This window comes from Microbacterium sp. LMX7-1.2 (assembly GCF_040675935.1).
In the GTDB taxonomy this organism is placed as follows: Bacteria; Actinomycetota; Actinomycetes; order Actinomycetales; family Microbacteriaceae; genus Microbacterium.
Genome location: NZ_JBEGIL010000001.1, coordinates 3,529,077 through 3,550,591 on the forward strand (window position 1 = coordinate 3,529,077; position 21,515 = coordinate 3,550,591).

General features: G+C 70.3%; 22 protein-coding genes. 19 read left to right on the plus strand and 3 right to left on the minus strand.

Going from position 1 to position 21,515, the window contains the following annotated elements; all coding sequences use genetic code 11:
* The first annotated feature begins 110 nt into the window (after window positions 1-110).
* Window positions 111-1,175 (plus strand): anthranilate phosphoribosyltransferase, encoded by a 1,065-nt coding sequence (trpD, locus tag MRBLMX7_RS17320; RefSeq protein WP_050723765.1) that lies wholly within the window; start codon window positions 111-113, stop codon window positions 1,173-1,175.
* Window positions 1,176-1,183: 8 nt separating this feature from the next.
* On the plus strand, window positions 1,184-2,170 hold the full coding sequence (locus MRBLMX7_RS17325) for a PHP domain-containing protein (RefSeq protein WP_363370374.1): 987 nt from the start codon (window positions 1,184-1,186) through the stop codon (window positions 2,168-2,170).
* A gap of 10 nt (window positions 2,171-2,180) precedes the next feature.
* On the opposite strand, the gene MRBLMX7_RS17330 is transcribed toward MRBLMX7_RS17325, so the two are convergent.
* Window positions 2,181-3,116: a 5'-3' exonuclease gene (locus tag MRBLMX7_RS17330; RefSeq protein WP_363370376.1), complete on the minus strand. Its 936-nt coding sequence runs from the start codon at window positions 3,114-3,116 to the stop codon at window positions 2,181-2,183.
* Window positions 3,117-3,326: 210 nt separating this feature from the next.
* Here MRBLMX7_RS17330 and rpsA point away from each other — a divergent pair, with 210 nt between their 5' ends.
* From rpsA to MRBLMX7_RS17375, 9 genes are all read left to right on the plus strand, one after another.
* Window positions 3,327-4,781, plus strand: a complete 1,455-nt coding sequence (gene rpsA, locus MRBLMX7_RS17335; RefSeq protein ID WP_050723767.1) for a 30S ribosomal protein S1 — start codon at window positions 3,327-3,329, stop codon at window positions 4,779-4,781.
* Between the two features lie 165 nt (window positions 4,782-4,946).
* On the plus strand, window positions 4,947-5,795 hold the full coding sequence (locus MRBLMX7_RS17340) for an ABC transporter ATP-binding protein (protein WP_363370378.1): 849 nt from the start codon (window positions 4,947-4,949) through the stop codon (window positions 5,793-5,795).
* A complete protein-coding gene (locus MRBLMX7_RS17345) occupies window positions 5,792-6,838 on the plus strand; it encodes an aliphatic sulfonate ABC transporter substrate-binding protein (RefSeq protein WP_363370380.1) in 1,047 nt (348 codons plus the stop codon). The genes MRBLMX7_RS17340 and MRBLMX7_RS17345 overlap by 4 nt, the downstream gene beginning before the upstream one ends.
* Window positions 6,835-7,695 carry an ABC transporter permease gene (locus tag MRBLMX7_RS17350; RefSeq protein ID WP_363370382.1) on the plus strand — a complete coding sequence of 287 codons (861 nt, stop codon included), beginning with the start codon at window positions 6,835-6,837 and terminating at the stop codon, window positions 7,693-7,695. Before MRBLMX7_RS17345 ends, MRBLMX7_RS17350 begins: the two co-directional genes overlap by 4 nt.
* A complete protein-coding gene (gene acs / locus MRBLMX7_RS17355) occupies window positions 7,686-9,698 on the plus strand; it encodes an acetate--CoA ligase (RefSeq protein ID WP_363370384.1) in 2,013 nt (670 codons plus the stop codon). Before MRBLMX7_RS17350 ends, acs begins: the two co-directional genes overlap by 10 nt.
* Window positions 9,695-10,999, plus strand: a complete 1,305-nt coding sequence (locus MRBLMX7_RS17360; RefSeq protein WP_363370386.1) for an O-acetylhomoserine aminocarboxypropyltransferase/cysteine synthase family protein — start codon at window positions 9,695-9,697, stop codon at window positions 10,997-10,999. Before acs ends, MRBLMX7_RS17360 begins: the two co-directional genes overlap by 4 nt.
* Window positions 10,996-11,574, plus strand: coding sequence for a CoA-binding protein (locus MRBLMX7_RS17365; protein WP_082297689.1), 579 nt, complete (start codon window positions 10,996-10,998; stop codon window positions 11,572-11,574). Before MRBLMX7_RS17360 ends, MRBLMX7_RS17365 begins: the two co-directional genes overlap by 4 nt.
* 33 nt (window positions 11,575-11,607) lie before the next feature.
* On the plus strand, window positions 11,608-12,207 hold the full coding sequence (gene coaE, locus MRBLMX7_RS17370) for a dephospho-CoA kinase (protein ID WP_363370388.1): 600 nt from the start codon (window positions 11,608-11,610) through the stop codon (window positions 12,205-12,207).
* Window positions 12,204-13,436, plus strand: coding sequence for an MFS transporter (locus MRBLMX7_RS17375; RefSeq protein ID WP_363370390.1), 1,233 nt, complete (start codon window positions 12,204-12,206; stop codon window positions 13,434-13,436). The genes coaE and MRBLMX7_RS17375 overlap by 4 nt, the downstream gene beginning before the upstream one ends.
* Before the next feature lie 39 nt (window positions 13,437-13,475).
* On the opposite strand, the gene MRBLMX7_RS17380 is transcribed toward MRBLMX7_RS17375, so the two are convergent.
* A complete protein-coding gene (locus tag MRBLMX7_RS17380; protein WP_363370391.1) occupies window positions 13,476-14,081 on the minus strand; it encodes a DUF4126 domain-containing protein in 606 nt (201 codons plus the stop codon).
* A 65-nt stretch (window positions 14,082-14,146) separates the two neighbouring features.
* Here MRBLMX7_RS17380 and uvrB point away from each other — a divergent pair, with 65 nt between their 5' ends.
* Entirely contained in the window at window positions 14,147-16,219 is a 2,073-nt protein-coding gene (uvrB, locus tag MRBLMX7_RS17385) for an excinuclease ABC subunit UvrB (RefSeq protein WP_363370393.1), read from the plus strand.
* Window positions 16,220-16,233: 14 nt separating this feature from the next.
* Window positions 16,234-16,566, plus strand: coding sequence for a TfoX/Sxy family protein (locus MRBLMX7_RS17390; RefSeq protein WP_363370394.1), 333 nt, complete (start codon window positions 16,234-16,236; stop codon window positions 16,564-16,566).
* 20 nt (window positions 16,567-16,586) lie between these two features.
* Here MRBLMX7_RS17390 and MRBLMX7_RS17395 read toward each other — a convergent pair whose 3' ends face one another.
* Window positions 16,587-16,829, minus strand: coding sequence for a hypothetical protein (locus MRBLMX7_RS17395; protein ID WP_050723778.1), 243 nt, complete (start codon window positions 16,827-16,829; stop codon window positions 16,587-16,589).
* Window positions 16,830-16,874: 45 nt separating this feature from the next.
* On the opposite strand from MRBLMX7_RS17395, the gene MRBLMX7_RS17400 reads away from it, so the two are divergent.
* The 6 genes from MRBLMX7_RS17400 (at window position 16,875) to MRBLMX7_RS17425 (ending at window position 21,507) form a co-directional block, all read left to right on the plus strand.
* Window positions 16,875-17,315, plus strand: coding sequence for a MarR family winged helix-turn-helix transcriptional regulator (locus tag MRBLMX7_RS17400; protein ID WP_363370396.1), 441 nt, complete (start codon window positions 16,875-16,877; stop codon window positions 17,313-17,315).
* 63 nt (window positions 17,316-17,378) lie between these two features.
* Window positions 17,379-18,134, plus strand: coding sequence for a DUF4129 domain-containing protein (locus MRBLMX7_RS17405; protein ID WP_363370398.1), 756 nt, complete (start codon window positions 17,379-17,381; stop codon window positions 18,132-18,134).
* Window positions 18,131-18,655 carry a hypothetical protein gene (locus tag MRBLMX7_RS17410; protein WP_363370400.1) on the plus strand — a complete coding sequence of 175 codons (525 nt, stop codon included), beginning with the start codon at window positions 18,131-18,133 and terminating at the stop codon, window positions 18,653-18,655. The genes MRBLMX7_RS17405 and MRBLMX7_RS17410 overlap by 4 nt, the downstream gene beginning before the upstream one ends.
* Window positions 18,645-19,613 carry an AAA family ATPase gene (locus MRBLMX7_RS17415; RefSeq protein WP_363370401.1) on the plus strand — a complete coding sequence of 323 codons (969 nt, stop codon included), beginning with the start codon at window positions 18,645-18,647 and terminating at the stop codon, window positions 19,611-19,613. Before MRBLMX7_RS17410 ends, MRBLMX7_RS17415 begins: the two co-directional genes overlap by 11 nt.
* Window positions 19,610-20,926 carry a DUF58 domain-containing protein gene (locus MRBLMX7_RS17420; protein WP_363370403.1) on the plus strand — a complete coding sequence of 439 codons (1,317 nt, stop codon included), beginning with the start codon at window positions 19,610-19,612 and terminating at the stop codon, window positions 20,924-20,926. Before MRBLMX7_RS17415 ends, MRBLMX7_RS17420 begins: the two co-directional genes overlap by 4 nt.
* Window positions 20,923-21,507 carry a hypothetical protein gene (locus MRBLMX7_RS17425; RefSeq protein WP_363370404.1) on the plus strand — a complete coding sequence of 195 codons (585 nt, stop codon included), beginning with the start codon at window positions 20,923-20,925 and terminating at the stop codon, window positions 21,505-21,507. Before MRBLMX7_RS17420 ends, MRBLMX7_RS17425 begins: the two co-directional genes overlap by 4 nt.
* Window positions 21,508-21,515: the final 8 nt, after the last annotated feature.

The window sequence follows — 21,515 nt, forward strand, 5'->3', positions numbered from 1 at the left end:
GAAAACACTGCGAATCCACGGTGAATCCGCGGGAAACGGGGGATGCTCGCCAGGCGACCGTCCGTCACGAAGAATCTGGCCCGAGGTGTCGCGCCGATAGGATCGCACACATGGCTGAATCGCTGACCTGGTCCGACGTCCTCACCACTCTCCTGGAGCGTCGCGACCTCAGCGTCTGGGAGTCCACCTGGGCCATGCGCCAGATCATGCGCGGAGACGTCACCGAGGCTCAGCTCGCCGGTTTCCTGATCGCCCTCCGAGCCAAGGGCGAGACCATCGACGAGATCGTGGGCTTCCGCGACGCGATCCTCGAGGCCGCGGTCCCGCTCCCCGTCTCGCCGAACGTGCTCGACATCGTCGGCACCGGCGGCGATCGCGTCGGCACCGTGAACGTCTCCACCACCGCCGCCATCATCATCGGTGCCTCCGGGATCCCCGTCGTGAAGCACGGGAACCGGGCCGCGAGCTCTGCATCCGGCTCCTCCGACGTCCTGAGCGCACTGGGTCTGGAGCTCACGCTCGACCCCGCCGCCGTGTCGTCGATCCTCGACCGCACGGGCATCACCTTCGCGTGGGCGGGCGCCTTCCACCCGGGGTTCAAGCACGCGGGCGCCGTGCGCGCCGAACTCGGAGTCCCCACTGTCTTCAACATGCTCGGACCTCTGTGCAACCCGGCGCGCGCCGAGGCCAACGCCGTGGGCGTCGCCCAGATCGAGCGCGTGCCGCTCATCACCGGCGTGTTCCGCACGCGGGGGGCGACCGCGCTGGTCTTCCGGGGCGACGACGGCCTCGACGAGCTCACGACCACGGGGCACAGCCGCATCTGGGAGGTCACCCGCGGCGACATCCACGAGCACGATCTCGACCCTCGCGACCTGGGCATCCCGATCGCCGACCTCGCCGACCTCATCGGCGGCTCTCCCGAGCACAACGCCGGAGTGCTGCGTCGCACGCTCGAGGGCGAGAAGGGCGCGGTGCGCGACATCGTGCTGCTCAACGCGGCGGCAGGCATCGTCGCCTTCGAGCTCTCGCAGGATGCCGCGCAGGCGCAGCGGCCGATCGTCGAGCGGCTGCGGGAGGGATACGCCCGCGCGGCCGAGGCGGTCGACGACGGACGGGCCGCGGCCAAGCTCGAGCAGTGGATCGGCGTGAGCCGAGAACTGGCCTCGGCCTAGGAGACGCCATGGATCCGGTCGCCGCGCTGCTCGAGATCGCCTCGCTGCTGGAGCGCGAGCGGGCGTCGCGCTACCGGGCGAAGGCGTTCCGCCAGGCGGCGGCGACCCTGCAGCAGCTGCCGGAGGACGTGCGGGACGACCCCACGCGGCTGCGCGCTGCAAAGGGCATCGGCGAGTCGACCTTCGGAGTGATCCGCCAGGCCCAGGCGGGGGAGGTGCCCGACTACCTCGTCGAGCTCCGCGGCGAGGTCGAACCGGAGATCGCATCCGAGCTCCGCGGGAAGCTCCGTGGCGATCTGCACGCGCACACGGACTGGTCGGACGGGACGACGCCGATCGCGGTCATGGCGGCCGCCGCACGCGCGCTGGGCCACGAGTACCAGGCCGTCACCGACCACTCGCCGCGCCTGCGCGTGGCACGCGGGCTGTCGGCGGAGAGGCTGCGCGAGCAGATCCCGCTCGTGCGAGCCGAGTCCGGCGACGGCTTCACTCTGCTCGCCGGGATCGAGGTCGACATCCTCGAAGACGGCGCGCTCGATCAGGACGACGACCTCCTGGGCGAGCTCGACATCGTCGTGGCCTCGGTGCACTCGAAGCTCCGCATGGAGGCGCGACCCATGACGGCGCGTATGCTGGCGGCCATCGCGCATCCCCGGGTGAACGTGCTCGGTCATTGCACGGGCCGTCTCGTACAGGGGGAGCGCGGCACGCGACCGGAGTCGCAGTTCGACGCGCGAGCGGTGTTCGCCGCGTGCGCCGAGAACGGAGTCGCGGTCGAGATCAACTCCCGGCCCGAACGCCAGGATCCCCCTGACGAGCTCATCGCGATCGCCCTCGAGGCAGGATGCCTGTTCTCCATCGACTCCGATGCGCACGCCCCCGGACAGCTGTCGCTGCTCGATCACGGCGCGCAGCGTGCGGAGAGGGCCGGTGTCCCGGCAGCCCGCATCGTGACGACCTGGGGGCTCGAGCGGCTGCTCGCCTGGGCGGGCTGACGACCGCCGTTCAGTCCGCGGTGGTGCCCACCGCCGCGATCGCGCGGGCCATCGAACCTCCGAGGTTCCACTTCTCGGCCAGCGCCAGGGCGGCGTCGACCTGCTCGGGGCGGAGCGGTAGGAGGGGCTCGGTGGGGGCGGTGACGTCGAGGCTCTTCGCGACCTCCACCACGGTGGGCGCGACGTCGAGGTAGGCGGTCGACGCCAGGATCTTGGTGCGCACGCCGGTGCTCATGCCCTCGCCCGCCGCGGCTGCCGCACGGATGCCGGCGAGATCGCCGTGCTCCTTGAGAAGCGTCGCCGCGGTCTTGTCTCCCACCCCGGCCACGCCGGGCAGGCCGTCGGAGGCATCGCCGCGCATCGTCGCGAAGTCCGCGTACTGAGAGGGGAGCACGCCGTACTTGGCCACGACCACGGCATCCGTCACGACCTCGAGATTGCTCATGCCCTTCGCCGTGTAGACCACGCGGACCTCGCGCTCGTCGTCGACCAGCTGGAAGAGGTCGCGGTCGCCCGTCACGATGTCGACCGGCATCGTCGCCACGGTCGCGAGCGTGCCGATCACGTCGTCCGCCTCGTGCTCGGCGACGCCGATGATCGGGATGCCGAGGGCTCCGAGCGTCTGCCGGATCAGCGGGATCTGCGCCTCGAGCGGATCGGGGACCTCCTCGACGTCGGGTCCCGCCGGTACGACCTCGACGACGCGGTGCGCCTTGTAGCTCGGGATCAGGTCGACCCGCCACTGCGGGCGCCAGTCGTCGTCCCAGCAGGCCACGACGTGCGTGGGCTCGTACAGCGTCACGAGCTTCGCGACGATGTCGAGCAGCCCGCGGGCGGCGTTGATGGGGGAGCCGTCCGGCGCCGTCACCTTGTCGGGCACGCCGTAGAACGCGCGGAAGTACAGACTGGCGGTGTCGAGCAGGAGGAGCTTCTCGGGGCGGGGCATGAGCACAGTCTGTCAGCGCGCGTGCTCCGCGTCAGCATCCGCATCGTCATGGACGCCTCCGATCTGATAGCCTGAAGCGTCACTCGTGGCGTGCCTATGCATGCCCGCGTGACGGAACATCACAATCCCACCGCTGAGAGGCATCCACTAGACCGTGCGCGGTCGACGCCGTCCCAGCCCGAGTATCCATTCACAAGGACAACCCACTACATGACTACCGCAACGACCGCCCCGGCCACCAAGCAGGTCGCCATCAACGACATCGGATCTGCTGAGGACTTCCTGGCCGCGGTCGAGAAGACCCTGAAGTTCTTCAACGACGGCGACATCATCGAGGGCACGATCGTCAAGATCGACCGCGATGAGGTTCTGCTCGACGTCGGCTACAAGACCGAGGGCGTCATCCCCTCGCGCGAGCTCTCCATCAAGCACGACGTCGACCCCAACGAGGTCGTCAAGGTCGGCGACGAGGTCGAGGCCCTTGTCCTCCAGAAGGAGGACAAGGAAGGCCGCCTGATCCTCTCCAAGAAGCGTGCGCAGTACGAGCGCGCCTGGGGAGACGTTGAGAAGATCAAGGAGAACGACGGCGTCGTCACCGGTACGGTCATTGAGGTCGTCAAGGGTGGACTCATCGTCGACATCGGCCTCCGCGGCTTCCTGCCGGCCTCGCTCATCGAGCTGCGCCGCGTCCGCGACCTCACGCCGTACCTCGGCCAGGAGATCGAGGCCAAGATCCTCGAGCTCGACAAGAACCGCAACAACGTGGTCCTCTCGCGCCGCGCCCTGCTCGAGCAGACGCAGTCCGAGTCGCGCACCACGTTCCTCAACAACCTGCACAAGGGCCAGGTCCGCAAGGGCGTCGTCTCGTCGATCGTCAACTTCGGTGCGTTCGTCGACCTCGGCGGCGTGGACGGCCTCGTGCACGTCTCCGAGCTGTCCTGGAAGCACATCGAGCACGCCTCCGAGGTCGTCGAGGTGGGCCAGGAGGTCACCGTCGAGATCCTCGAGGTCGACCTCGACCGCGAGCGCGTCTCCCTGTCGCTGAAGGCGACGCAGGAGGACCCGTGGCAGGTCTTCGCCCGGACCCACGCGATCGGTCAGGTCACGCCGGGTAAGGTCACGAAGCTCGTCCCCTTCGGTGCGTTCGTGCGCGTCGCAGACGGCATCGAGGGCCTCGTCCACATCTCCGAGCTCTCCAGCAAGCACGTCGAGCTGGCCGAGCAGGTCGTCTCCGTCGGCGAAGAGGTCTTCGTCAAGGTCATCGACATCGACCTCGAGCGTCGCCGCATCTCGCTGTCGCTCAAGCAGGCCAACGAGTCGGTCGACCCCAACGGCACCGAGTTCGACCCGGCCCTGTACGGCATGGTCGCGGAGTACGACGAGAACGGCGAGTACAAGTACCCGGAGGGCTTCGACGCCGAGACCGGTGCGTGGAAGGAAGGCTTCGACGCCCAGCGCGAGGCATGGGAGCAGGAGTACGCTGCGGCCCAGGCTCGCTGGGAGGCGCACAAGGCCCAGGTCACCAAGGCGGCCGAGGCAGAGGCTGCGGCCGGCGACGACTTCGGCGGCCAGTCCTTCACGAGCGAGGCCGCCGGTGCGGGCACGCTCGCAGACGACGAGGCTCTCGCGGCTCTGCGCGAGAAGCTCTCGGGCGGCAACTCCTAAGCAGCTCAGCACGTCTGAGACTCTCTGACAGAACGGGCCGTCACCCCTCGGGGTGGCGGCCCGTTCCGTGTCTCCGGGCAACGGGATGCGCGGGCCTCGGAGCTTCGTGACCGAACATTACGAGGCGGTTCGTCACATTCGGCCGCACTCGGACACCATGGGGACATGACCTCCCTGCTCAGCGCGCCCTCGGGCACCGACGCCTTCGGAGCGCCCGGCGCCGCGGTCCCGGTGCGTCTGGACGCGGTGGAGCGCTCCTTCCCCCTCGGACGGGGAACACGCGCGGTGCTGCGTGGCGTCGACGTCGAGATCGCGGCCGGCGAGATCGTCGCGGTCGTCGGGCCCTCGGGCTGCGGCAAGTCCACGCTGCTGCGACTGGTCGGCGGACTCGATTCGCCGAGCGGAGGTCGTATCGCGCTCGCAGGCGACCCCGTCGCGGACGCCGACGAGCGGACCGCCGTCGCTTTCCAGGAGCCGCGTCTGCTGCCCTGGCGCACCATCGCGCAGAATGTCGAACTCGGCCTGCCTCGGCGGACTCCCCGCCGTGAGGGCCGCGAGCGCGTCGCCGAGCTGCTGCGACTGGTCGGCCTCGAGCATGCCGCGGGGCAGCGCCCCCGCGAGGTCTCCGGGGGAATGGCGCAGCGCGCGTCGCTGGCGCGAGCGCTCGCGCGAAACCCCGGTGTGCTGCTGCTCGACGAGCCCTTCGGGGCGCTCGACGCGCTCACGCGCCTCCGCATGCACGACCTGCTTCTCGAGATCCACGCCGCGGAGCCCACGACGATCCTTCTCGTGACGCACGACGTCGAGGAGGCCCTGTACCTGGCCGACCGCGTGCTGCTGCTTCGCACGCTGGCCGGTGAGACCGCCGAGCCGTCCATCGCACGCACGATCACCGTCCCGGGCACCCGACCCCGCGACAGGGCGGACCGCGCCCTCGCCGACCTCCGCGCCGAGCTCCTCGAAGGCCTCGGCGTCGACACCCACCACCGCATCCCCACCGAGGAGACCCGATGAGCACCATCACCCGCCGAATCGTCCCTGCGATCGCGATCGCCGGCACGATGATGCTCCTCGCGACCGGCTGTGTCGCAGGCGAGGATGCTCCGGCCGCCGACGCCGCGAAGGACGACGCCGCGGCAGCGGGCGAATGGTCGGCCGACACGCTGTCGATCGACTTCGCGACCTACAACCCGCTGAGCCTCGTCGTCAAGGACCAGGGTCTGCTCGAGGACATCCTCGGCGACGACGTCACCGTCGAGTGGGTGCAGTCCGCCGGCTCGAACAAGGCCAACGAGCTGCTGCGCTCGGGATCGATCGACGTCGGCTCGACCGCAGGATCGGCGGCGCTGCTCGCTCGGGCGAACGGTTCGCCCATCAAGGTCATCGACATCTACTCGCAGCCCGAGTGGTCGGCGATCGTCGTCGGCCCCGACAGCGACATCACCTCTGTCGAGGACCTCGCGGGCAAGTCGGTTGCCGCGACCAAGGGCACCGATCCCTACTTCTTCCTGCTCCAGGCCCTCGAAGAGGCCGGTCTCTCGGTCGACGACGTCGAGGTGCAGAACCTCCAGCACGCGGATGGCCGTGCAGCGCTCGACGGCGGCTCGGTCGACGCCTGGTCGGGTCTGGACCCGATCATGGCCGCCGCCGAGGTGGAGTCCGGCGACAAGCTCGTCTATCGCAACGTCGACTTCAACTCCTACGGATTCCTCAACGCCACCGAGGACTTCATCGACAACCACGCCGACCTCGCACAGGCCGTCGTCGACGCGTACGAGCAGGCCCGCGAATGGGCGCTCGAGAACCCGGAGGAGACCGCGGCGCTGCTCGCCGAGGTCGCCGGCATCGACCCCGCGGTCGCCACGACGGTGATCGAGGAGCGTTCGAACCTCGACGTGAGCGGCGTCCCCGGAGACGACCAGATCGCCGTGCTCGAGAAGATCGCGCCGGTGCTCGTCGACTCGGGTGACGTGCAGGGCGGCAAGGAGTCGGTCGACAAGGCCCTGGACTCGATCGTGAACGACACGTTCGCCAAGAAGGCGGTCGGAGGAGAGTGACGGGCACGGACCGGCGCGTGGTCGTCCTCGCGGACGCGCGCGACGCGCTCGACGCCGCGAAGGGCACGTATCGTCCCGCGGATGCACGTTCGCGCCGCGGCTGGGACCGTCCTGCCGTGCGGATCGTGGGAGGATTCGTCCTTCCCGTGCTCATCATCGCCGCCTGGCAGATCACGACCACCACCGGGATGGTGGAGGCATACCGCCTCCCGAGTCCGGCGTCCGTGTGGGCCGCGGGCGTCGAGCTCGCCGAGCGCGGTGCCCTGTGGACGCACATCGCGATCTCGGTGCAGCGCGTGCTGCTCGGCTTCGCGATCGGCTCGGTCATCGGTCTCGCCGCCGCGGGCATCGTCGGCCTCTCGCGGCTCGGAGACATCCTGCTGAGCCCGACGCTCGCCGCGATCCGCGCCGTCCCCTCGCTCGCGTGGGTCCCGCTGCTGATCCTGTGGATGCAGATCGGCGAGTCCTCCAAGGTCACGCTCATCGCGATCGGCGCGTTCTTCCCCGTGTACACCACCGTCGCGACGGCATTGCGCCACGTCGACCCGCACCTCGTGGAGGCGGGCCGTTCGTTCAGCCTGCGCGGGTGGTCGCTGTTCCGCACCGTCCAGCTCCCCGCCGTGGTGCCGTCGGTCGTCGCGGGCCTCCGACTGGCGCTCGCGCAGGCCTGGCTGTTCCTCGTCGCCGCCGAGCTCATCGCGTCGTCCATGGGTCTGGGATTCCTGCTGACCGATTCGCAGAGCAGCGGACGCGTCGACCGCATCATCCTGTCTATCGTGCTCCTCGCGCTACTCGGCACGATCACGAACGGCGTCCTGGCGCTCGTGGAGAAGTACCTGCTGCGTCGGTGGACGTGAGCGGATCGGAAGCGCGACTGCACGAGTCGCGCCGCTACCCGCCGCCCGCCGACCTCGCCGCCAGCGCGAACGTGCAGGCCGAGGCCTACGCACGGGCCGCCGCCGACCCGATCGCGTTCTGGGAGGACGCCGGCAGGCGTCTGGATTGGGCGGAGTCCTGGCACACCGCGCACGAGTGGGAGCCGCCTGTCGACGGCGCCGTACCCGCCGCGCGATGGTTCCTCGGCGGACGACTCAACGTCGCGTACAACTGCGTCGACCGGCACGTCGAGGCCGGTCGCGGAGACAAGGTCGCCCTGCACTTCGAGGGCGAGCCCGGCGACCGCACGACGGTCACGTACGCCGATCTGCAGCGTCGGGTGTCCCAGGCGGCGAACGGACTGCTGGCCCTCGGCATCCGCCCCGGCGATCGCGTCGTGATCTACCTCCCCGTGCTCGTCGAGACCGTGGTGATCACGCTCGCCTGCGCCCGCATCGGCGCCGTGCACTCGCTCGTCTTCGGCGGCTTCTCGGCCGAGGCGCTGCGCTTCCGCCTCGCCGACACCGGAGCGAAGCTCCTCGTCACCACCGACGGTCAGTTCCGTCGCGGCACCGCCACCGAGGTGAAGTCGACCGCCGACACCGCCGCCGCGGGCCTTTCCGACCTCGAACACGTGCTCGTGCTCCGCCGCACCGGGCAGGACGTGCCGTGGACCGACGGTCGCGACGTGTGGTGGCACGACGTCGTCGACACGGCCGCGCCCGATCACGAGGCCCAGGCCTTCGACGCGGAGCATCCGCTCTTCATCATCTACACGTCCGGCACGACCGGGAAGCCCAAGGGCCTCGTGCACACCTCCGGTGGCTATCTCGCGCACGCGAGCTGGGCGCACTGGGCGCACTTCGACGCCAAGCCGGATGACGTGCACTGGTGCACCGCCGACCTGGCCTGGGTCACCGCGCACACCTACGAGATCTACGGCCCCCTGTCGAACGGTCTGACGCAGGTCATCTACGAGGGAACGCCCGACACCCCCTCGCGGGAACGGCACCTCGAGATCATCGAGCGCTACGGGGTGACGGTCTACTACACCGCACCCACGCTCATCCGGACCTTCATGACCTGGTTCGGAGCCGACCTCCCCGCAGGTCACGACCTGTCGACGCTGCGTCTTCTCGGCACCGTGGGCGAGGCGATAAACCCTGAGGCGTGGGTGTGGTTCCGCAGGAACTTCGGGCGCGACGAGGTCCCCGTGATCGACACGTGGTGGCAGTCCGAGACGGGCGCGGCGATGATCGCGCCCCTCCCTGGCGTCACCACGATCACTCCCGGCTCCGCCTCCGTGCCTCTTCCCGGCATCGATGCCGCCGTGGTCGACGAGAACGGCGGGGAGGTCGTTCCCGGACGCTCGGGCACTCTCGTGGTCCGGCGACCCTGGCCCGGCATGGCCCGCACGGTGTGGGGCGATCCGCAGCGCTACCGCGACGCCTACTGGGCGACCTACGCCGGACACGGCGAGTGGGGCGGCTACTACGTGGCGGGCGACGGCGCGACGCGCGACGCCGACGGCAGCATCCGCATCCTCGGCCGGCTCGACGACGTCGTGAACGTGTCGGGACACCGTCTGTCGACCATCGAGATCGAGTCGGCGCTGGTGGCACACGACACCGTGGGCGAGGCGGGGACCGCGGGTGTCGCGGATCCCGTGACCGGTCAGGCGGTCGTGGCCTTCGTGACCGGTTCCGGTCGCGCCGAGGTCTCGAGCGCCGCACTCCGCGACGAGGTGGCCCGCGCGATCGGCCCCGTGGCCAAGCCGCGTCATATCGTGGTGGTGGAGGACCTGCCCAAGACCCGATCGGGCAAGATCATGCGCCGGCTGCTCGCGCAGCTGTGGGAGGCCGAGCACGACCGTCGTGCCGGTCGGCCGGTCGCACCGTTGGGGGATACCACCTCCCTGCAGAACCCGTGGGCCGTCGACGACATCGCCGCCGTGCTCGAGAACGTCGAACTGAGGACACCATGACGGAAGAACACCGCTTCGGATTCCGCACCCGAGCGCTTCACGCAGGCGGCACGCCGGACGCCGCGACGGGCGCGCGAGCCGTGCCGATCTACCAGACGACGTCGTTCGTGTTCGACGACGCGGCGGACGCCGGCAACCTCTTCGCGCTGCAGAAGTACGGCAACATCTACTCGCGCATCGGCAACCCGACCGTCGCGGCCCTAGAGGAGCGCCTCGCCTCGCTCGAGGGCGGGATCGGCGCCGTGGCGACCGCGTCCGGCATGAGCGCGGAGTTCATCACGTTCGCCGCCCTCGTCGGCGCGGGCGACCATGTCGTGGCCGCCGCGCAACTGTACGGGGGAACGGTGACGCAGCTCGACGTGACTCTGCGTCGCTTCGGTGTGGAGACGACGTTCGTCGCCTCCACCGACCCGGCTGACTTCGCCGCCGCGATCCGCCCCGAGACCAAGGTCGTCTACGTCGAGATGATCGGCAACCCCTCGGGCGAGATCGCCGACATCGAGGGGCTCGCCGAGGTCGCGCACGCGGCCGGCGTGCCGCTCGTGGTGGATGCCACGCTCGCGACGCCGTACCTCGCGCGACCCCTGGAGCACGGCGCCGACATCGTCATCCACTCGGTCACCAAGTTCCTCGGCGGACACGGCACCACGCTCGGCGGCGTGGTGATCGAGAAGGGCACGTTCGATTGGGGCAACGGACGCTTCCCGCAGATGACCGAGCCGGTCGCCTCCTACGGCGGGATCAAGTGGTGGGACAACTTCGGCGAGTACGGGTTCCTCACCAAGCTCCGCACCGAGCAGCTGCGCGACATCGGTCCCGCACTCAGCCCGCAGTCCGCATTCAACCTCCTGCAGGGCATCGAGACCCTGCCGCAGCGGATCGACGCCCACGTCGCGAACGCGCGCGTGGTCGCCGACTGGCTCGCCGCTGACCCGCGAGTCGAGTACGTGACGTGGGCGGGGCTCGAAGGGCACCCGCACCATGAGCGCGCTGCGAAGTACCTGCCGCTGGGGCCGGGCTCCGTCTTCGCGTTCGGTGTGAAGGCAGAGGACGGACGTGCGGCGGGGGAGAAGCTCATCGAGAGCCTGCAACTCGCGTCGCACCTCGCGAACATCGGCGACGCGCGCACGCTCGTGATCCACCCCGCGTCCACGACGCACCGTCAGCTCACCGAGGAGCAGCTCGTCGCGGCGGGTGTGCGCCCCGATCTGATCCGCATCTCGGTCGGCCTGGAAGACGCCGCCGACATCATCTGGGACCTCGACCAGGCCCTGACCCTCGCGACGGGAGCGAACCGATGAGCGACACCGTGAACGCCGGCGACGCCTGCACCATCCCCACCCCGGATGCCGTCGCCTGCGCGCTGCCCGGCGCGGCGCCGACCGTGGAGGGGCGCACGTGGGTCGGCCCGGGTGCACAGGGGCGCTTCGAGATCCTGCGACGCACGAAGAGCGTCGCGATCGTCGGCGCCTCGAACAACCCGGCGCGGGCCTCGTACTTCGTGACCACCTACCTTCTGTCGAGCAGCGGCTACGACGTGTACCTGGTGAACCCGCGCGAGACCGAGATCCTCGGACAGCCCGTGTACGCCTCGCTCGCCGACCTCCCGGTCGTGCCGGACGTGGTCGACGTGTTCCGTCGCCACGACGACCTCCCGGGTGTCGCGCAGGAGGCGATCGATGCGGGCGCGAGCACGCTGTGGCTGCAGCTCGGCTCGTGGAACGAGGATGCCGCAGCTCTCGCCGAGTCCGCGGGGCTCTCGGTCGTCATGGACCGATGCATCAAGATCGAGCACGCCCGCTTCCACGGTGGGCTGCACCTCGCAGGCTTCGACACGGGCGTGCTGAGCTCGCGGCGTCAGCTCCTCGCCCGCTGAGCGTCACTGTCGGTGCGAGCCTAGACTGACGTCATGCCTCTCATCGCTCTCACCGGCGGCATCGCGTCGGGGAAGTCGACCATCGCCCGGCGGCTCGCGGAGCACGGCGCGATCATCGTGGACGCCGACCGGATCGTCCGCGACGTGCAGGCTCCCGGGACGCCCGTCCTCGCAGCGATCGCCGAGACCTTCGGCGAGGGGGTGATCGCGGCGGACGGATCGCTCGATCGCGCGGCTCTCGGAGCCATCGTGTTCGGCGACCAGGAGCGGCTGCAGCGGCTCAACGCGATCGTGCACCCCGCCGTCCGGGCCGAGTCACAGCGTCGATTCGAGGAGGCTGCCGCCGGGGCTCCCGACGCGGTCGTGGTGTACGACGTGCCCCTGCTCGTCGAGGCGCGGGTGGACGACCCCTGGGATCTCGTCGTCGTCGCGCACGCACCGGCCGAGGTGCGCCTCCGACGCCTCGTCGAGCTTCGCGGCATGGACGCAGCGTCTGCGCAGGGGCGCATCGACGCGCAGGTGTCCGACGAACGGCGCCTCGCGATCGCGGACGAGGTGATCGACACCTCGGGGACGCTCGACCAGACGCTCGCTCAGACCGACGCGCTCTGGCAGCGCCTCCGCGCGCGGTGACCTTCTCCGGGCACGCGCCGGGATCGACTGCGTACCGCCGTCTGATCGCCGGCCTGTTCTTCGCGGGCATCGCGACCTTCGCGCAGTTGTACTCGCCGCAGGCGGTCCTGCCTCGGCTGTCGGCCGATCTCGGGGTCGCGCCGGCGACGGCGGCGCTCACGGTGTCGGCCGCGACGCTCGGACTCGCCGCAGCCGTGATCCCGTGGTCGCTCGTAGCGGATCGTATCGGGCGCATCCCGGCGATGGGCATCGGGGTGCTCGCCGCGACCGTGCTCGGGCTCCTGGCGCCGTTGAGCACGACTCTGGAGATGCTGCTCCTGCTCCGTCTGCTGGAGGGCGTGGCGCTCGGCGCCGTCCCGGCCGTGGCGCTCGCGTATCTGAGCGAGGAGGTCCGGGCGCGCAGCGCTGCGGCGGCAGCCGGGAGCTACATCGCCGGCACGACCGTCGGAGGCCTCCTCGGCCGCATCCTGTCAGGCATCGTCGGGGAGCCAGCCGGGTGGCGGGTCGGGATGTGGACGGTCGCCGCGGTCTGCGCGGTCGCCGCAGTGCTCTTCCTGTGGCTCGTACCGCGGGCGGAGGGGTTCGTGCCGGGACGCCTGCGTCCTCCGGGCGACGCCGTCGGGGCGCTCGCGCGGCTCGTCACGCCCCTGAGGTCGGCGTCTCAGCTCGCCCTCTACGCGCAGGGCTTCCTGCTGATGGGCGCGTTCGTCGCGGTCTACAACTATCTCGGGTTCCATCTCTCCGCCGAACCGTTCGCGTTGCCGAGCTGGCTCGTCACGCTGCTGTTCCTCGCCTACCTCTCCGGCACGTTCTCCTCGCCGTGGGCGGGCTCGCTCGCGTCGCGGTTCGGTCGATACCCCGTCCTGCTCGGAGCGATCGCCGTCATGGTCGCGGGCGCCCTGCTGCTGCTCGCGGGCGCCACGGCGCTGGTGCTGCTCGGACTCGTGCTGTTCACTGCGGGGTTCTTCGCAGCCCATGCCGTCGCCTCGGGGTGGACACCGGTCGCCGCCGACCCCGCGACCCGCGCGCAGGCGTCGTCGCTGTACTACTTCGGGTACTACGCGGGGTCGAGCCTCTTCGGCTGGGCGCTGGGCATCGTGTTCGGAGGCGTCGACTGGACCTGGTTCGTCGTCGCGGTCGTCGTGTTGTGCGGGGTCGCGGCGGCGCTGGCGGGCGGTGCGCTGCGTCGGGCATCCGGCTCGCACGCACTCGACGACGGCGGATCCTGAGCTCTCAGGCTTCGGCGGAGACGTCAGAGCGCGGTGGGTTCACGGCACCGGGACGGATGCGCGCTCGCGACGTCGCCGCGCGCGCCGTCGCAGCAGCACGATCACGAGCACGATCAGGGCGAGCAGGAGAACGGCGGCGAGGATCGGGCCCAGGATGGCCGCGGCAGCGAGGGCGAACGAGGCGCCGTCCTCGGCAGTGCTGAGAACGGGGGCCGCCAACCCGCCGGTCGTCGCGTTCGCGGCCAGCCGCGCCGTCGCCTTGATGACGTGCACGGCGAGCGCGATCACGATGCCGACGGCGACGGGCACCCACGCGCTGTCGGCGAAGAAGGAGGCGGGGTCGCCGACGGCGACCGTCTGCGCACCGGCCCCTGCACCGAAGGCGATTCCGCCCGAAGCCGGGCGGAGGATGCTCTGGATCACGTCGTTGATCGAGTCGAGCGCGGGGATCTTGTCGGCGACGATCTCGAGCACGAGGAGCGCGCCGACGATCCACAGTGCGAGATCGCTCGACAGCCAGGCCCAGGCTGAGGGCAGCTCGACCGGTGGGAGGAGCCGGTCGGCGAGTCCCAGCAGGAAGAGCGGCATCCAGGCGTTGAGGCCCGCCGATGCCGCGAGGCTGGTGCCGATCACGAACTCGATCACGGCCCCACTCTAGGCGCAGCGACGGACACGGCCCGGATGTCGGTGGTCCCGCCTACGCTGGAGGTATGCAGACCACCCGCAGCGTCCGTCCCTTCGAGGTCGTCAGCGAATACGCCCCCGCAGGCGACCAGCCTCAGGCGATCGCCGACCTCGCCGCGCGCATCAACGCGGGCGAGACCGACATCGTGCTGCTCGGCGCGACCGGAACGGGAAAGTCGGCGACGACGGCCTGGCTCATCGAGCAGGTGCAGCGTCCGACCCTCGTGCTCGCCCACAACAAGACCCTGGCGGCTCAGCTCGCGAACGAGTTCCGTGAGCTCATGCCGAACAACGCGGTCGAGTACTTCGTGTCGTACTACGACTACTACCAGCCCGAGGCGTACGTGCCGCAGACCGATACGTTCATCGAGAAGGACTCCTCGATCAACGCCGAGGTCGAGCGGCTGCGGCACTCCACGACGAACTCGCTGCTCAGCCGCCGCGACGTCGTCGTGGTATCGACCGTGTCGTGCATCTACGGCCTCGGCGCGCCCGAGGAGTACCTGCGGGCCATGGTCGCGCTGCAGGTGGGGGAGCGGTACGACCGCGACGCCCTCATCAGGCAGTTCATCGCGATGCAGTACAACCGCAACGACGTCGACTTCTCGCGCGGCAACTTCCGGGTACGCGGCGACACGATCGAGATCATCCCGGTGTATGAGGAGCACGCGATCCGCATCGAGCTGTTCGGCGACGAGATCGAGGCGCTCTACTCGCTGCACCCTCTCACGGGCGAGGTCATCGAGAAGCTCGACTCCGTGCCGATCTTCCCGGCCTCGCACTACGTGGCCGGCACCGACGTGATCCAGCGCTCGATCGGGACGATCGAGCACGAGCTGGAGGAGCGCCTCGCCGAGTTCGAGCGTCAGGGCAAGCTGCTCGAGGCCCAGCGTCTGCGCATGCGCACGACGTTCGACCTCGAGATGCTGCAGCAGCTCGGCTTCTGCTCCGGCATCGAGAACTACTCGCGACACATGGACGGCCGACAGGCGGGGGAGCCGCCGCACACGCTGCTGGACTTCTTCCCCGACGACTTCCTGCTCGTGATCGACGAGTCGCACGTGACGGTGCCGCAGATCGGCGCGATGTACGAGGGCGACGCCTCGCGCAAGCGCACCCTGGTCGACCACGGCTTCCGGCTGCCGAGCGCGATGGACAACCGTCCTCTCCGCTGGGACGAGTTCAAGAACCGCATCGGCCAGACCGTGTACCTCTCGGCGACGCCGGGCAAGTATGAGATGGGCATCGCGGACGGCGTGGTCGAGCAGATCATCCGTCCGACCGGACTCGTCGACCCGCACATCATCGTGAAGCCGTCGAAAGGGCAGATCGACGACCTGCTCGAGCAGATCCGCCTGCGTGTCGAGCGCGACGAGCGCGTCCTGGTCACGACCCTCACCAAGAAGATGGCCGAGGAGCTCACGGACTTCCTCGGCGAGCACGGCGTGCGAGTCCGCTATCTTCACTCCGACGTCGACACGCTGCGCCGCGTCGAACTGCTGAGCGAGCTCCGTGCCGGCGTCTACGACGTGCTCGTGGGCATCAACCTGCTCCGAGAGGGACTCGACCTCCCCGAGGTGTCGCTCGTGGCGATCCTCGACGCCGACAAGGAGGGCTTCCTCCGCTCCGGCACCTCACTCATCCAGACGATCGGCCGCGCCGCGCGAAACGTCTCGGGCGAGGTGCACATGTACGCTGACAACATGACCGACTCGATGGCCAAGGCCATCGAGGAGACCGACCGTCGCCGCGACAAGCAGATCGCGTACAACAAGGAGAACGGCATCGATCCGCAACCGCTGCGCAAGCGGATCGCCGACATCACCGAGGTCCTCGCGCGCGAGGGGCAGGACACCGCCGACATGATGGCGGGTCGCGGCCGGGCCACGGGCAAGGGCAAGTCCCCGACGCCGAACCTGCGTCGCACGGGCATCGCGGCGGAGGGAGCGCAGCAGCTCGAGGCGACGATCCAGGATCTGTCGGACCAGATGCTTGCCGCCGCCTCCGAGCTGAAGTTCGAGCTCGCTGGACGGCTGCGTGACGAGGTGCAGGATCTCAAGAAGGAGCTGCGCGCCATGGAGCGCGCCGGGCACGCCTGATCGAAGGGACCGCGATGGATGCCGCCGGAGAGGAACTCGCCGATCGGGTACGCGCGCTGCTGACGCTCGGTGGTGACGTCGAGGAGAAGCGCATGTTCGGCACCCGTGCCTTCCTCGTCGACGGGCACATCCTCGTCGGCGCTCGCTCGGGAGGCGTGCTGCTCGTGCGGGTGCAGGAGGAGAACGGCGCGGCGCTGGTCACACGACCCGGTGTGGCGACTGCGGTCATGGGACCGCGGACCATGGGCACGGGGTGGCTCGACGTCTCGCCGAGCGCGACCTCCGATGACGAGGCGCTCGCCTTCTGGCTCGACGTCACTCGAGAGGACGCCTCAGGTCTGCACTGACCCCTTACTGAGCCCCGGGCTCAGGGGCAGTGCACGAGAGGTTTGGGTCCCGAGCGGTCGATCTCATGCTGTGTCATAGGAGCGCCGCACAGCGGGCATCCGCGTTCCGCGCGCTCCGCGGCGCTCGGCGGAGGCGTCTTCTCGTACGGTCCGACCGACGCCGGGCCGGCGAAGCGGATGAGGTTCGTGTTGATCCACGAGTACAGCCCGCCCGCCTCGCGGATCCTGTCGCGGAGGGGAGGGCGCTCATCGGGACTCGTCATGATGCTTAGTGTACTAACTATTAGGGGGCATGTATAGTCGATCGCATGTCGACCCGAGACGACCTGCTGAAGCTGGACAACCAGCTGTGCTTCGCCGTGGTGACGGCGGCACGCAACGTCGTCGCGATCTACCGGCCCATCCTCGAGCCGCTCGGGCTCACGCATCCGCAGTATCTGGTCATGCTGGCCCTGTGGGAGAAGGCGCCGCGTCCGTTGAACGACCTCGCGGCCGACCTCGCGCTCGACCCGGCCACCGCCTCTCCGCTCGTGAAGCGTCTCGAATCCGACGGACTCGTGAGCCGGCAGCGCAGCGCGCAGGACGAGCGCCGCCTCGACATCGCGCTCACGGACGCCGGACGGGCGTTGCGCGAGCGGGCACTCGACGTGCCCCATCAGGTCATGGCGGCCGTGGGGATGGACATCGACCAGATCTCCGCGCTGCGCGACGGGCTGTCGAGGTTCGCGGGGCGACGACAGGACGCCTGACCGCTCCGCCGACACCGTCCACAGGGTCCGAGCTGTCGCCGAGCATCCACCTAGGGTGGAGGCATGTCGCGCACCGTCCCGCCCGAGAACTCGCGGACAACCGATGTCGCGCGACGAACGGGCCTCGCGCTTCCGCTTCTCGCCGTCGCCGGCTTCTTCGCGGTCCTCATGCTCGCTGCCGCGGTCCAAGGACATCCGATCTTCCGTACGGCAGACGACGCCGAATCGCTCCCGACCACGACTCCGGTGCCCGAGCCTGCTCCGACGACATCGGGGCTGCCCGAGTTCGAACCTCCGCAGGATTCGATCGTCCTGACGATCCTCACGGCCGTCGTGGTCATCGTCATCGGCGCGGTGATCCTCCTCGTCCTGTTCTTCGGACTCCGCCTCCTGGTACGCACCCTGATGAGCCTGTGGCACGGGCGCCGTCTGCGTCGTCGCGGCGGCGCGGACGTCGCCGTGGGTGCCGTCGCCGCAGAGCCCGCGCCGACGGATGCTCCGGATGCGGTCGAGGTCCGTCGGGGGATCGCCAGAGCGCGCGTAGCGATCGAGCGGGACGACATCCCGACGGACGCGATCGTCGCCGCCTGGATCGGGCTCGAGGAGTCCGCCGCGGATGCCGGGGTCATCCGTGGCGCGTCGGAGACGGCCGCGGAGTTCACGGTGCGCATCCTCGCGCGACGCGCGTCGATCACCCGCGAGGTCGCACGACTGCTGCGACTGTACGAGGACGTGCGCTTCGGGGGACTCGTCGCGACGGAGCACGATCGACAGGCGGCGGCGCAGTGCCTGCAGGCGATAGAGGACGGATGGCGATGACGCGGAGGATCCTTTTGCTCGCGGTCGGCGCAGTGCTCGTCGTCGCCGTACCTCTGCTGCTGACCGCCGTCGGCGCGCCCTACGACTTCGCCCTTTCTTGGGCGCTGCTGGCGGTCGCGCTCGTGCTCCTCACCCGCCCGTCGCTCGTCGACGAGAGCGGTGCCTGGCCTCCGCCCGCGCCGTCGAGCTCCGCGCAGGGCTCGGACGTGTCCCGGCTCGCGTGGTCGATCAACAGCCGCACGGGCGTCGCTGGCCACGCGGTGATCCGTCGGGTCGACCGCGTGCTGCGACGTCGGCTCGCCCGCCACAGCCTCGACCCCGATGAACCGGGGGACCGGCTGCGCATCGATGAGCTCCTCGGCGCCGGCGTCCTCGATCTGATCCGCGCGAGAGAGGTGCGCCGCGCGGACGTCGAGAGAGTCCTCGACGCGCTCGACCGCCTCCCCGAACAGGGCCCGCCACCCGGCGAGGCCCGCACACTGACCGACCCCACCGCCCAGGAGAGAACGCATGACCGCTGAGACCGTCGACATCGCCGCCGCGGGACGCCGCATCCTGGAAGGGGTGCGCACCGCCGTCGTGGGCATGGACGAACCCCTCACGCTCGCGCTCGCGAGCATCCTCGCCGGCGGCCATGTGCTGTTCGAGGACGTCCCCGGACTCGGCAAGACGCTCGCCGCCCGAAGCCTCGCTGCAGCGCTCGGGCTCGACTTCCGGCGTCTGCAGTGCACGCCCGACATGCTGCCGGGCGACGTCACCGGCTCGTCGGTGTACGTCCCCGCCACGGGATCGTTCGAGTTCCGACCCGGGCCCATCTTCACGGGACTGCTGCTCGCGGACGAGATCAACCGCACGACCCCCAAGACCCAGTCGGCGATGCTCGAGGCGATGGCGGAGCGCCAGGTCACCGTCGACGGCGTCCGACACGCGCTCCCCGATCCCTTCCATGTGATCGCCACGTCGAACCCGATCGAGTACGAGGGGACGTACGCGCTGCCCGAGGCGCAACTCGACCGCTTCATGGTCAGGCTGTCGGTCGGCTACCCCACGAGCGACGACGAGTCGCGGATCGTCTCGGAGCGGATCAGGAGGCGCAGTGCCGATGCGCCCGTGGAGCCCGTCGTCGACAGCGCGCAGCTCCGCGGCATCCAGGATGCCGTCGAGCGCATTCACGTCGATGCGGATGTGATCGCGTACTGCGTCGATCTGGCTCGCGCGACCCGGACGGCCGCGACGGTCTCGGTGGGGGCTTCGCCCCGCGGTTCGCAGGCGCTCGTGCTGCTCGGTCGGGCGCTGGCGGCTCTCGACGGCCGTGACTACGTGCGCCCCGACGACGTCAAGCGCATCGCGGTCCCGGTGCTCGCACATCGACTCACGCTCACTCCGCAGGCCTGGGCGCAGGGCACGGATCCCGCCTCGGTCGTCGAGGCCGCACTCGCGCAGACACCCGTCCCACCCACCGCATCCGTCGCACGATGACGGAGGAGGTCCGGTCCGAGTCGCGGATGCCGGTGCGATGGCACCGGAGTCCGGTGGTGGCCGTCGGCGTCATCGGCGCTGCGCTGCTCGCGGTGGTGGGGCTCGCGCTATCCCGCGCCGACCTGGTCGCGATAGGACTCCCGCTCGCCCTCGCATCGACGTGGGCGCTGCTGCGGCGCCCGACGAGCGCCTCCGTGAGCGTAGTGTTGCGGGCCGGCACCGCGGTCGGCGACGCCGGCGCGGAGGTGAAGGGCGCGGTCGACGTGCACGCCTCCGCCGACCTCGACTGGATCCAGCTCGCGGTGGATCAGGGTGGACGCCGGGCAGGGCTCGCCGACGTGATGCCGGGCCGCGGTGTCCTCCGCACCTCGACTCGTCCGCTGCACTCGGGTCCGGTCGAGCTGCTCGCCGTGACGGCGCGTGCGATCTCGGTCGACGGGGCCTGGGCCTCGGACGTGGGCGCGCGGCTCGCTCTCGACTGGCGCGTCCCGCCGGCACGGAACGACCTGGGACGGCTCCCGCTCGCGCCACGGCTCCTGGGCCTCCACGGGGCACATGACGGCTCTCGTCCGGGCGAGGGAGGCGACTTCCGCGACATCCGCCCCTTCGTGCCCGGTGATGAGCTGCGTCGCATCGACTGGCGCGCGACCGCCCGCGCCGCGCGCCGCCCCGGAGATCTGCTCGTGCGTCGCACCGACTCGTTGAGCGACTCATCGGTCGTGGTGGCGCTCGACACCGTCGACGACCTCGGGTCCGCTGTCGCAGCCTGGGGGTCGGGCGACCCCGAGCGCAGCGGCGTCACCTCGCTCGACCTCGGACGCGAGGCCGCGCTGTCGATCGCCGCGACTGCGATCGCCGCCGGGGACCGGGTCGCCTATCACGCGCTCGCGAGCGGAGGGCAGGGACTCCGGTCGGGCAGCGGTCCCCGGCATCTGGCCCGACTGAGCGGGGCGATCTCGGCGACCGGGTCCGGTGCGGACGGAACCCGTTACCGTCGATCTCCGGTCGTCCCCGTGGGGTCGATCGTGTTCGTGCTGTCGACGTTCTTCGACGGCATCGCGGCGCAGCTCGCGGCCCGCTGGCGGGCATCCGGCCACGCCGTGGTCGCGGTGGACATCCTCCCGGAGCTCGAGGCCGCGCGCCTGACCCCGGAGCAGACCATCGCGATGCGCACGCTGCTCGCGGAGCGGACCGAGGTCCTCGCCGAGCTGCGGCACGCCGGTATCGAGGTCGTGCGATGGGCGACCGAACGGGACACCGGGATGCGCCTCGCGGCTCTCCGGCAGCAGCGGGCGCGGGCGGTGCGCCGATGAAGCCCCGAGCACAGTCGTTCCGCGTCCCTGCGGCGATCCCCGGCATCGTGCCGCGGCTCCTCGTGGTCGCCTTCGTCGCGGTCGGTGCTCTCGTGCTCATGCCGTTCCCGCTCTGGCAGGGCATCGCTATCGTCCTGGCGGCCGTGTCGGTCGTCCTCCCCGTCTCGATGGCGGCGTGGGGAGCGGCGGCCTGTCTGCCGTTCGGGGTTCTCCTCGGGGAGCCGAGCATCGCCCGCACCGCCCTGGCGGTGCTGCTCGTGCACGCGATCCACGTGTGCGCGGGCCTCTCCCTCGTGGTCCCGGTCCGATCGCGACTGTCGCTGCGCGTGCTCGGTGTCTCGCTGCGCCGTCTCGTGGTGATCCAGCTGATCGCCCAGCCCCTCGCCTTCGGCACCGCGCTCCTGGCGGGGCGCGGGCTCCCCTCGGAGATCGGGTGGGTCGCACCGGTCGCGGCGGCCCTGCTCGTGCTCGGCATCGTGTTCGCGCTGCGCGCTCTGCGACGCGCGGATGTCGCTGCAGTGGCGTCGTTCTCGGAGGCGGCTCCCAGCCGCAGCGGAGCCAATGTCCGTGGCCCCTCGTAGACTTGTCC

Excerpts from the sequence above, each read along its gene's own strand:
- trpD (WP_050723765.1), top strand. The coding sequence starts at position 111 with ATGGCTGAATCGCTGACCTGGTCCGACGTCCTCACCACTCTCCTGGAG.
- MRBLMX7_RS17325 (WP_363370374.1), top strand. The coding sequence starts at position 1,184 with ATGGATCCGGTCGCCGCGCTGCTCGAGATCGCCTCGCTGCTGGAGCGC.
- MRBLMX7_RS17330 (WP_363370376.1), bottom strand. The coding sequence starts at position 3,116 with ATGCCCCGCCCCGAGAAGCTCCTCCTGCTCGACACCGCCAGTCTGTAC.
- rpsA (WP_050723767.1), top strand. The coding sequence starts at position 3,327 with ATGACTACCGCAACGACCGCCCCGGCCACCAAGCAGGTCGCCATCAAC.
- MRBLMX7_RS17340 (WP_363370378.1), top strand. The coding sequence starts at position 4,947 with ATGACCTCCCTGCTCAGCGCGCCCTCGGGCACCGACGCCTTCGGAGCG.
- MRBLMX7_RS17345 (WP_363370380.1), top strand. The coding sequence starts at position 5,792 with ATGAGCACCATCACCCGCCGAATCGTCCCTGCGATCGCGATCGCCGGC.
- MRBLMX7_RS17360 (WP_363370386.1), top strand. The coding sequence starts at position 9,695 with ATGACGGAAGAACACCGCTTCGGATTCCGCACCCGAGCGCTTCACGCA.
- MRBLMX7_RS17365 (WP_082297689.1), top strand. The coding sequence starts at position 10,996 with ATGAGCGACACCGTGAACGCCGGCGACGCCTGCACCATCCCCACCCCG.
- coaE (WP_363370388.1), top strand. The coding sequence starts at position 11,608 with ATGCCTCTCATCGCTCTCACCGGCGGCATCGCGTCGGGGAAGTCGACC.
- uvrB (WP_363370393.1), top strand. The coding sequence starts at position 14,147 with ATGCAGACCACCCGCAGCGTCCGTCCCTTCGAGGTCGTCAGCGAATAC.
- MRBLMX7_RS17390 (WP_363370394.1), top strand. The coding sequence starts at position 16,234 with ATGGATGCCGCCGGAGAGGAACTCGCCGATCGGGTACGCGCGCTGCTG.
- MRBLMX7_RS17395 (WP_050723778.1), bottom strand. The coding sequence starts at position 16,829 with ATGACGAGTCCCGATGAGCGCCCTCCCCTCCGCGACAGGATCCGCGAG.
- MRBLMX7_RS17400 (WP_363370396.1), top strand. The coding sequence starts at position 16,875 with ATGTCGACCCGAGACGACCTGCTGAAGCTGGACAACCAGCTGTGCTTC.
- MRBLMX7_RS17405 (WP_363370398.1), top strand. The coding sequence starts at position 17,379 with ATGTCGCGCACCGTCCCGCCCGAGAACTCGCGGACAACCGATGTCGCG.
- MRBLMX7_RS17410 (WP_363370400.1), top strand. The coding sequence starts at position 18,131 with ATGACGCGGAGGATCCTTTTGCTCGCGGTCGGCGCAGTGCTCGTCGTC.
- MRBLMX7_RS17415 (WP_363370401.1), top strand. The coding sequence starts at position 18,645 with ATGACCGCTGAGACCGTCGACATCGCCGCCGCGGGACGCCGCATCCTG.
- MRBLMX7_RS17420 (WP_363370403.1), top strand. The coding sequence starts at position 19,610 with ATGACGGAGGAGGTCCGGTCCGAGTCGCGGATGCCGGTGCGATGGCAC.
- MRBLMX7_RS17425 (WP_363370404.1), top strand. The coding sequence starts at position 20,923 with ATGAAGCCCCGAGCACAGTCGTTCCGCGTCCCTGCGGCGATCCCCGGC.